Genomic DNA, 9343 nt, shown 5'->3' with positions numbered 1-9343 from the left:
CTGGCTGATCTGGACACCACGAACCACGCCGGTTGCGGTACCTTCCCAAGGCCGCATTCTCAGCCTGTTTGTGGCACAGTCATGGCCGCGCCCCCGGCCGGCCCAAATCGGCGGGTACAACCCGCGACAGGTCGTCCTGCCGAACGGTCGTGCCGGCAGGATCCTGAGGCTTCCGGACGATGCCGATGCCGGGCGGAGGATGGAATGCCTCGCCCCCCCTGCGCCGCGCGCCGGCCGGATCGGCAGGCTCCGGGCGGGTGCCACGCCGCGCAGGAAACCTGCGCGGCGGATTCCTCGTCAGGCCGGGGGTGGTGGCGGTTCGGGCGCAGCCTGCTTCGGCACACCCGGGCGTGGCAAAGCCGTGGGACCGATGCCGAAGCCCTGCCGGTAGCCCTGGACCAGGTCGCGGTCGGATACCGGCGCGCCCTCGCGCCGGCGGCCGAAGAACCAGCAGCCGCCGGCGGCATCCGCGCCGTGCCGCAGCCAGCGGTCCAGCAGCCGCAGCGGCGGCGTCGCGAGCAGGCCCGCGATGCTGGCCGCCGCCTGCCACCAGCGGGCGCCGGAAGCCGATTGCAGCACGCCGCGCAGCGCCCAGGCGGCGGCGCTGCCATTGCCCATGGCGATGCCGGCCGCCACCTCGTCGAACTGCCGGAACAGGCGGCGGTGGCCGATCGGCGTGAAGCGGGTGAAGTCGTAGGCGCCCATGTGCACCGGCTGCAGGAAGGGCGTCACCGCATGCACATGCCCACCCGGCGCCAGCACGCGCCACATCTCGGCGACGCAGCGCTGCGGGTCCGCCACGTGTTCCAGCACCGCCACCGCCACCACCAGGTCGAAGGCGCCGTCGGGGAAGGGCAGGTCGTGCCCGTCGGCGATGGCATCGACCTCCGGCGCGAAGGCGACATCGGTCTGCACCACGCAATCCCCGGGCCCGCCGATGCGCAGGCCGCCGGATCCGATGACCAGCACGCGCGGCCGCGGCAGCAGCGCGCGCAGGTAGTCCAGCGCCGCGGCGCCATCCGGGTGGCGGATGGAGGAGGGCGCATCGCCGAGCCAGCGCATCAGCCGCCGGTACTGCCGCCGCGCGCCACCCGTGGCATCCGCGTCGCGGCCATAGGCGGCGCCGGTATAGGCGTCCGCGCCGGCATAGTCGGCGATCGCGAAGACCGACCGTTCGTCATGGATCAGCACCGGGATTCCGCGCACCACCGGGAAGGCCGTGCCGCAGACCGGGCACCGCAGGCTGGCCGTTTCCGTTCGCAACGGGGTGCCGTCGCGCGGGCAGTGCAGGGCGATGCCCCGCAGGCTGGCGCGGCCCGGATCCTCGGTGCCGGCATCCATCAGAAGGCATCCATCAGAAGGCGTCCATCAGGCGGTGTCCGGCCTCGTGCCCTCGATCAGCGCCGCATAGGTCTGGAACATGGTCTCCTCGCTGAAATCCAGCACGGCCCGGGTGCGGTTGGCCGCACCGATGACACGGCCGCGGCCGGCATCCTCCACCAGCCTCGCCAGGGCATCGGCATAGGCCGCATCGTCCAGCGGCGTCACGAAGGGCAGGTTCTCGGGCGCCAGCATGGCGGCGACGTCGCCGACATCGGTCGCCACCACCGGCAGGCCGGTTCCCATCGCCTCCAGCACGGAAAACGGCATCTGCTCGGTGGCGGAGGACAGGGCGAAGATGTCGAAGGCGCGGTAGGCGGCGGCGGGGTCCGGCTGGTGGCCGGCGAAGGTGACCTGCGCCGCGATGCCAAGCTCGGCCGCCAGCGCCTCCAGCCGCGCCCGGTCCGGGCCATCGCCCACCAGCACCAGGCGGAAGCCGAGGCGCCGCCGGGCCAGCAGCGCGCCGGCGCGCAGCAGCCGGTCCAGCGCCTTCTCCGGCCGCAGCGCGGCGACGGTGCCGATGATCGGGCCATCCAGCGCCGGGTTGATCGGCGGCAGGTTGAGCGCCGCGGCGGGTCCATCCGGCCGGAAGCGGTTCAGGTCCAGCCCGTTCGGCACGTAGCGCAGCCGCGCCGGGTCCAGCCGCCAGACGTCGCGCGCCAGCCGCAACAACGTCAGCGATGGCAGAACCACCGTGCTGCCGCGCAGCGCCACGCGCCGGGCCAGCACGCGGCGGCGGAACTGGGTGTGGGCTTCCTCCGGCCCGAAGCCGTCCTCGATGTGCAGGTGGCGCAGGCCGGGCACGGCATGGGCGGCGATCGCCCAGTCGATGCTGCCCCAGTTGCCGGTGACCAGCACATCCGGCCGCAGCCGCCGCAGCAGGGCCTGGATGCGCCACAGATGGACGAGCGGCCCGCCGCCGCCCCTGGGCGGGTCCAGCAGCGCGAAGGGCACCTTCGGGCCGATCCGCGCCGCGCAGCCCGCGTCGCCGTCCAGCGAGACGACCACATGCCGCCAGCGCGACCGGAACCGGTTGGCCAGCGCCGCGAACCGCACCTGCGCACCGCCCACCGCGAAGCTCGGGAACACATGCATCACCAGACGGCCATCGCCCTCCGGCAGCACCCGGTTGACGGGCTCCGGCACCGTCCGCACGCCGCTGGCCCGCGGGCCATCCAGGGTGCGGTCGAGCTGCGTGCTCATGCCAGCGACCCGCGGGCGACCGGCGCCGCCCGGGCCTCGCGCAGCGCCGCGATCTCGGCCTGCGCGATCGCCACCACGCGGCGCGCATTGCCGTCCCAGGTCAGGTCGCGGCGGAACACCTCGGCCCGCGCCGCATCGCCCAGCCGGACGCGCAGGCCGGCGTCCTGCGCCAGCCGCGCCACCGCGCCCCAGAAGCCGGCCGGGTCGGCGGGGTCGAACAGCAGCGCCGTCTCGCCATCCCGCAGCACCTCCCGCAGGTTCGGCTGGTCCGGCGCCACGATGGCGCGCGCGGCGGCCATGTATTCGAAGACCTTCAGCGGCGAGGCGTAGGGCACCGCCGCCGGTTGCAGGGCGATGTCGAAGCCCGCGACCAATGCCGGCACCGCCTCCCGCGCCGCGAGGCCGGTGAAGCGCACGCGGTCGGCGATGCCGAGTTCGGCGGCGAGCCTCTCCAGCCCCGGCCGCGCCGGGCCGTCGCCCACCACCACCAGCGACAGCGGGCGGGCACCGCGCCAGGCGGCGATGCCGTGCAGCGCCTTGTCGAGCCCGTGCCAGTCCCGCACGAAGCCGACGAAGCCGAGCACCAGCGGACCCTCGGCCTGCGCCGCCGGGACGGCGGGCGCCGGGAATTCCTCCGGGTGGATGCCGTTCGGCACCACGGTGAGGCGGGCGGCCGGCACGCCGGCCGCGGCGATCTTGCCGGCCAGCACCTCCGTCACCGGCAGCACCCGGCTGGCGCCGCGCCAGGCGAAATGTTCGATCGCGGCGGAGATCCGCGGCAGGCCGAGCCCGCCGAAACGCGCGCGCTCCTCCGCCAGCGGCGCGTTTACCTCCAGCAGCAGCGGCACGCCGCGGGCCCGCGCCACGATGCGGCCGGCCACGTGGTACAGGTTGGCACGCTCATAGATCACGTCCGGCGCGAAATCCTTCGCCGCCCGGTGCAGCCGCCAGGTGGCGGGCACCGCATAGGCGATCTCGGCCAGCGCCTGCGCCCAGGCCGGCAGCAACTGCCGCAGCCGCGCCAGGCCGCGGCTTTCGCCGCCCAGTTCCGCGCTGTCGTAGCCCGCGGGGCCGACCAGCTTCACCGTATGCCCGGCCGCACGCAGGGAGGCGACCATGGCGTCCAGGTGCACGCCCTGGCCGTCGCGGGAGCGGATGCGGTGGCTGTAGAGGATCCTCATCGGCCGAGCCACCCGGCGACGCGGCGCCGCGCCACCTCCAGCATCCCGAGCGGATGCCAGGGATGCGCCAGCACCACGCCGATGCGCTGCCGCCGCGAGGCCACCCACAGGCTTTTATACGGGTCGTCGCCGCGGCCGAAATCCAGGGACTGCACGGCTTCCTCCTCGATCAGGTGGCGAATCATCATCGCCGTCAGCGCGGTGCCGGGGGATGCGGCCCGGCTGGTCTCGACATGCGCCAGCTTCAGCAGCCAGGCGCGGCCGCCGGACAGCAGCCAGTACTGCGCGGCCACCGGCTTGCCGTCCGCGGCATCGCGCAGGATGCCAAGGCGCAGCACGCCTGCGGCGGCGGCGGCGCGCATCAGCGCCGGGTCGAAGGCGGGGAAAGGTTCCGCGGGTTTCCAGCTGCGGGCATGCACATCGAGGTAACCGGCGATCCCGGCCTCCAGTTCCGCGCCGGGCACGTGCAGCATCTCGAAGCGCAGGTCGCGGCGGGCGCGGTCCAGCTTGCGGCGGATGGTGCTGCGCAGCGCCGGCGGGCGCGCGGCAAGGTAGCCGGCCCAGCCGGCGCCGGCTTCCAGCGGTTCGTGCCAATTGCCGAAATGGCGGTAGCGCTGCACCGCGATGCCGGCGCGCGCGATGCCGTCGAGCCAGGCATCCAGCCCCGGTGCGTCCTCCGCCAGCGCCTCCAGCCGTGCCGGCGCGCGCAGGCGCAGCCAGGCGCCCAGGCTGGCGCCGGCGGATTCGAGCGCGGAGGGGCCGGCCAGCAGGGTCGGCAGCGGGCGCCAGGACAGTGAATAGGGCGTGGTCAGGCTGCGCAGCCCGCCGCGCGGGCCACGTTGCAGCGGCAGCAGTGCCACCTCCGCCCCGCACAGGCCCACCAGCGCCTCCGCACCCGGATGCATCGCATGCGCCAGGGTGGTGTCGTACCACAGCCGGGTGGCGAAGATGTCGCCGCCGGTCGGCGGCAGCAGGAAGCGGTCGCACCAGTCCGGCAGGCGCCGGCGCGGCAGGGCGACCATGCGCATCGGCGTCTGGCCCCGGGGGCCGCGCCAGGCGCCTGCGGGCAGCGGGCGCGTCGTGCCGGCGGCAGGCAGGGCCCGGGTCTCGTCGGGGCTCAAGCGCGGCCCGGCATCGCAGGCCCGGGCGGCGGCGCCCAGGATGGCAATCCAACCGAACCGGCGCTCGGCGCAAGGCAGTCGTGGCAAGGCGTGCACATGGACCCGATCTCCGCTGCGTGGCGAGGCATGCGGATGCGGCGCGGCAGGCCCCCCCGCGGCATCGCCCGCATCCCGGCCAGCGAACCACCCTCCAAGCAAGCCGCGCGCCACGCGAAATGCACTAGGATACCAACGCGGTACGGCCTGGATCGCCGGAGGCTGGCACGGGTTGTAAGGCGCGGCGACGAAGGCGCTCATGAGGGAGCCACCCCGTCACGCAGCGCGTAGAAGGCGCGCCCGGCCCATTCATGGATGGCGAACCAGCTTTCGGCCAGGTGGTCGGCACGCGGCACCAGCGCCTGCGGCTCGAAGGGTTGTGCGGGCATGCGGCGGACCGGTGCCGGCTGCACCGCGAAGCCCTGGCGGGCGAAGGCGCCCATGGCGCGGGGCAGGTGCCAGCCCTGGCTCACCAGCAGGGCCCCGGTGATGCCGGCCTCGCGCAGCAGCGCGACGGAGAAATCGGCGTTCTCCCGCGTGTCGGCGGCCTCGGCTTCCACCCAGCGCGCCGGCACCCCGAAATCGGCCCGCAGGCTGCGCGCCATCAGCGCCGCCAGGCTTTCCCGGTCGGGATGCAGCAGGCCGCCGGTGACCAGGATGGGCAGGCCGGTGGCGCGGTGCAGCGCCGCCCCGGCGCGCAGGCGTTCCAGGGTGAGCGGCCCGACTTCCGGCCCCTGCAGCCCGCGCGAGACGTCGCCGCCGAGGATGATGATGGCGCCCGGAGACGATGCGGGCGTGGCCTCCGCGGCCGCGGGCTGCAGCCCCGCCATGAGCAGCCCCGCCACCAGCGGCGTCGCCAGCAGGATCACCGCGGCCGCGGCCAGCGCCGCCAGCAAGCCGGCCCGGCTGCGCCGCCAGGCCACCAGCCCGGCCAGCAGGCCGGCCAGCAGCAGCCCGATCGGCGGCAGCAGCAGCGAACCGAGCGCGGCCTGCAGGCTGATCATGCCAGCGCGAGGGGCACTGCGGCAGGCGCGCGGTCGGCCTCCGGCACGGCCTGCGACTGGGAGTGGGGTTGGGGCGCCACGCCGCGCACGTCGCGCCAGCTGCCGAAGCGGCCACCGGCTTCCTCGCGGAAGAAGGCGTAGAATTCGTCGAGCCAGCGCAGGAAGCCCTCCAGCTCCGCCGCGCTGCGGACATAGGGCGTGTTGCCCGGCGCCAGGGACGGCGAGTGGTAGGTCAGCACGAAGGTGCGGTGCCCGGCCGCCAGCATGGACCGCACCAGGCGCTTCGCCTCGAGGATGGTCATGCCCTCCGGACTCAGCCGGATGCGCTCCAGCAGGCCCAGCCGCGCCAGCGCGCCGCCCATGCGCAGCCGGTGCCCGATGCGGCCGAACAGCAGCGGCGCGGCCCGCGTGCTGCGCGCGCCGGCCAGCCGCCCGACCAGCGCGGCGGAGACCGGGATCTCCAGCAGGCTGCGCTGGCGGTCCACCCAGTAGGGCTGCGAGGAGAACGCCCAGTTGCCGCCCGGCCCGCCGGGCACGCCCTGCGCCGGCCAGTAGGGCGTCACGCTGCTGTCGGCCAGGTAGCCCAGCGACTTCAGTATGTCCGCGGTGCGCGGCCCGGCGCCGAAGCGGCCGGTGCGGTAGATGCGCGGCATCTCCCCGAAGGTCTCCGCCAGCGTCTCGGTCAGCGCGCGGGCCTTGGCCAGTTCCAGCTCCACCGGCAGGTTGCCGGCATAGCTGTTGTGCTCGCACAGTGCCTCGTCGAAGGGCGGCGTCACCCAGGGGTGCATCTGCGCGCCGATCTCGCAGGCGCCGGACCGCAGCAGTTCGCGCAGCGGCGCCCGCCCGGCATCCTGCGTCGCAACCGGATGGTCCACCAGGTACAGCGGCACCACGCCGTGGCGCTCGAACACCCGGTGCGCCAGCACCTGCGCGGCCATCGAGGTGACGTCCGGCGCATCGCGGCGGAACGGGCCGGACCAGTCGAAGGCTTCCTCGGCATCCACCATGGTGACCAGCAGCGGCGACGGGTCCTGGGCGCGGACGGGCGTGTGGAAGCGCCGGTCGAAGACCGAGGCATCGTTGCCCAGCCGCGTTTCCTCCGGCGCCGCCGGTGCCGCCGGCAGGCCGTAGACGGACAGATAGCGGTCGGCGACGCCGCGCATGCCGAAGCGGGCACGGGCCAGGCGTCGGCCCTCGGCGCCGAGCCGCGCGCGCAGCGCCGCATCCAGCGCCAGGCGGGTGACGGCGGCGACGTAGCCATCCTCCCCATCGAACAGGAAGCCGGTCTCGTCCTCCAGCACGAAGCTGTCGTTCACCCCCGGCAGGTGGCGCACCACCACGGGCAGGCCGTGGCCCATCGCCTCCGGCACCACGGTGCCGAAGCCCTCGAGGCGGGAGGCGAAGGTCAGGATGTCCGCCGCCTCGAAATAGGGATGCGGGTCGCGCTGCTCCCCGGCCAGGATGACGTGGCCGTCCAGGTGCAGCTCGGCGATCGCCTGGTGGATGGCGGCGACATGGTCGGCTTCCAGCTCCGGCCCCACCAGCACCAGCCGCGTGTCGGGCCGCGCCGCCAGGATGCGCGGCAGGGCGCGCACCAGGAACAGCGGGTCCTTCCGCGCGCCGAGGCCGCCGACGAACAGCAGCACCAGGTCCGCCGCGCCGAGACCCAGTTCGCCGCGCAGCCGCGCCCGGGCATCGGGCGCCGTGGCGGGGATGGTGACGCCGCAGGGGATCAGGTGGCAGCGCGCCGGGTCGGCGACCGTGCGGGTTTCCTGGTCCAGCTTCGGGCTGATGCTGACGAAGCCCTCGAACAGCTTGAAGCCGCGCCGCGCCCAGGGCCGCAGGCTCGGCCGGTACTGGTTGACCAGCGCCGGCACGCTGTCGTCCAGCGTCGCCGAGATCACCAGCCGCCGCCGCGCCAGGCGTGCCAGCATGTAGCTGAGGAAGTACCAATCGGCATGGGTGCGGAAATGCACCGTGTCGTAGCGGTGCAGGTTGGCGATGAACCACGCCGCCATCGCCGCCTGGCGTCGCACGGTGCCGAGCGGCCGCGCCGACAGGTAGATCACGCGCTCCAGCGTCGAGACCGGCACCGGCTCCGCCGGGCGCGGCGTGTGCGTCACCAGCAGGTCGTGCGCCACGCCGGGCGCGATTTCCTGCATCACGGCGCTGCTGCGTTCCAGGAACACGCCTTCGCCGGTAAAGACCGGGCGGTAGTATTTCAGCACATGCAATACGCGCCCACGGCGCGACGGAACGGGGCTGTTCATGGTGCGGTCCCTTGCGCGGGGCGGACGCTTCGCGCTGCATGTGCAACGTGAGGATCGACATCATCCGCCGGCCGGACTTCGATACGCTCGGCAGCGAATGGCGCGGGCTGGAGGCCACGCTGCCGTGGCGGCCCTTCTTCCGAAGCTGGACCTGGGTCGGCTGCCTGGCCGCGGAACGCTTTCCGGATGCGGTTCTGCTGCGGGCGGAGGTGGACGGACGGCTGGCCGGCCTCGCGCTGTTCAACCTGGCGGATGGCCGGCTGTGCCTGGGCGAGAGCGGCGATCCGGTGCGCGATGCGCCCTTCGTCGAGCACAACGGCCCGCTGGTGTTGGCCGATGCGGGGCTGACCGCCGCGCTGCTGCGCGCCGCCGCCGGATTGCCGGGCGTACGACGCCTGGTGCTGGGCGGCGTGCCGGCGGAGGTGCTGGCGGCCGCGCCGGGCGTGACGCTGCGGTGCCAGGAACGCCAGGCCCCGTTCATCGACCTCGCCGCGATCCGGGAGGCCGGCGGCGACCATCTGCAGGGCCTCAGCGCCAACACCCGCCAGCAGATCCGCCGCTCCCACCGCCACTATGCCCGCCTGGGCGAAATGCGGCTGCACCGCGCCGGGACGGAGGCGGAGGCACAGGCCATGCTGGCCCGCCTGATCGCGCTGCACGAGGCCAGCTGGAAGGCCCGCGGCAAGCCCGGCGCCTTCGCCGACCCTTGGGTGCGCCGCTTCCATGCGGAGCTGGTGCGGCGCGCGCAGCCGCGCGGCGAGCTGGACCTGCTGGAGCTGCGCGCCGGCGCCGAGACCGTCGGCGTGCTTTACAATTTCCGGGCGGGCAATCGGGCCTATGCCTACCAGAGCGGCTTCGCCCCGGCGGATGCGCCCCACGCCAAGCCGGGCATGAGCTGCCATGCGCTGGCGATCGCCCGCGGCGTGCAGAACGGCGACGCCGTCTACGATTTCCTCGGCGGCGCCGACCGCTACAAGCGGAGCCTCGCCAACCGCAGCGCAGCGCTGTTCTGGGCGGAGCAGGTGCCGCGCTGGTCGGCACTCGGTGTCGCCGCGCGGGCGCGGCAATGGCTGCGGAGGCATGCGCCAGCGCTCCGACGACCCGGGAGCGGCGCAGCCGGGCCTGACAGCGCCGACTGACGCAGGACC

Annotated in this window: 7 protein-coding genes; 1 reads left to right on the top strand and 6 read right to left on the bottom strand. The window is 74.4% G+C overall.

The window, feature by feature from the left end; all coding sequences use genetic code 11:
* Window positions 1-297: 297 nt before the first annotated feature.
* The 6 genes from ACFHPP_RS18775 to ACFHPP_RS18750 all read right to left on the bottom strand — a co-directional run bounded on the left by ACFHPP_RS18775 (window position 298) and on the right by ACFHPP_RS18750 (window position 8195).
* On the bottom strand, window positions 298-1341 hold the full coding sequence (locus ACFHPP_RS18775; protein WP_437164758.1) for a methyltransferase domain-containing protein: 1044 nt from the start codon (window positions 1339-1341) through the stop codon (window positions 298-300).
* 27 nt (window positions 1342-1368) lie between these two features.
* Window positions 1369-2583 carry a glycosyltransferase gene (locus ACFHPP_RS18770; RefSeq protein WP_437164757.1) on the bottom strand — a complete coding sequence of 405 codons (1215 nt, stop codon included), beginning with the start codon at window positions 2581-2583 and terminating at the stop codon, window positions 1369-1371.
* The gene (locus ACFHPP_RS18765) at window positions 2580-3764 is read right to left on the bottom strand and encodes a glycosyltransferase family 4 protein (protein WP_437164756.1); all 1185 of its coding nucleotides are present in this window, start codon (window positions 3762-3764) and stop codon (window positions 2580-2582) included. The genes ACFHPP_RS18770 and ACFHPP_RS18765 overlap by 4 nt, the downstream gene beginning before the upstream one ends.
* Complete coding sequence (locus ACFHPP_RS18760) at window positions 3761-4885, bottom strand: GNAT family N-acetyltransferase (protein ID WP_437164755.1); 1125 nt, start codon at window positions 4883-4885, stop codon at window positions 3761-3763. The genes ACFHPP_RS18765 and ACFHPP_RS18760 overlap by 4 nt, the downstream gene beginning before the upstream one ends.
* A gap of 293 nt (window positions 4886-5178) precedes the next feature.
* Window positions 5179-5925 carry a YdcF family protein gene (locus ACFHPP_RS18755; RefSeq protein WP_437164754.1) on the bottom strand — a complete coding sequence of 249 codons (747 nt, stop codon included), beginning with the start codon at window positions 5923-5925 and terminating at the stop codon, window positions 5179-5181.
* Entirely contained in the window at window positions 5922-8195 is a 2274-nt protein-coding gene (locus ACFHPP_RS18750; protein WP_437164753.1) for a glycosyltransferase, read from the bottom strand. The genes ACFHPP_RS18755 and ACFHPP_RS18750 overlap by 4 nt, the downstream gene beginning before the upstream one ends.
* A 47-nt stretch (window positions 8196-8242) precedes the next feature.
* On the opposite strand from ACFHPP_RS18750, the gene ACFHPP_RS18745 reads away from it, so the two are divergent.
* On the top strand, window positions 8243-9334 hold the full coding sequence (locus ACFHPP_RS18745) for a GNAT family N-acetyltransferase (protein ID WP_437164752.1): 1092 nt from the start codon (window positions 8243-8245) through the stop codon (window positions 9332-9334).
* Window positions 9335-9343: the final 9 nt, after the last annotated feature.

This window comes from Falsiroseomonas sp. E2-1-a20 (assembly GCF_051433195.1).
Taxonomy (GTDB): Bacteria; Pseudomonadota; Alphaproteobacteria; order Acetobacterales; family Acetobacteraceae; genus Falsiroseomonas.
The sequence above is the reverse complement of the archived record's forward strand: the minus strand, read 5'-3'. Positions and strand labels throughout refer to the sequence as shown.

Excerpts from the sequence above, each read along its gene's own strand:
- ACFHPP_RS18755 (WP_437164754.1), bottom strand. The coding sequence starts at position 5,925 with ATGATCAGCCTGCAGGCCGCGCTCGGTTCGCTGCTGCTGCCGCCGATC.
- ACFHPP_RS18770 (WP_437164757.1), bottom strand. The coding sequence starts at position 2,583 with ATGAGCACGCAGCTCGACCGCACCCTGGATGGCCCGCGGGCCAGCGGC.
- ACFHPP_RS18775 (WP_437164758.1), bottom strand. The coding sequence starts at position 1,341 with ATGGATGCCGGCACCGAGGATCCGGGCCGCGCCAGCCTGCGGGGCATC.
- ACFHPP_RS18750 (WP_437164753.1), bottom strand. The coding sequence starts at position 8,195 with ATGAACAGCCCCGTTCCGTCGCGCCGTGGGCGCGTATTGCATGTGCTG.
- ACFHPP_RS18765 (WP_437164756.1), bottom strand. The coding sequence starts at position 3,764 with ATGAGGATCCTCTACAGCCACCGCATCCGCTCCCGCGACGGCCAGGGC.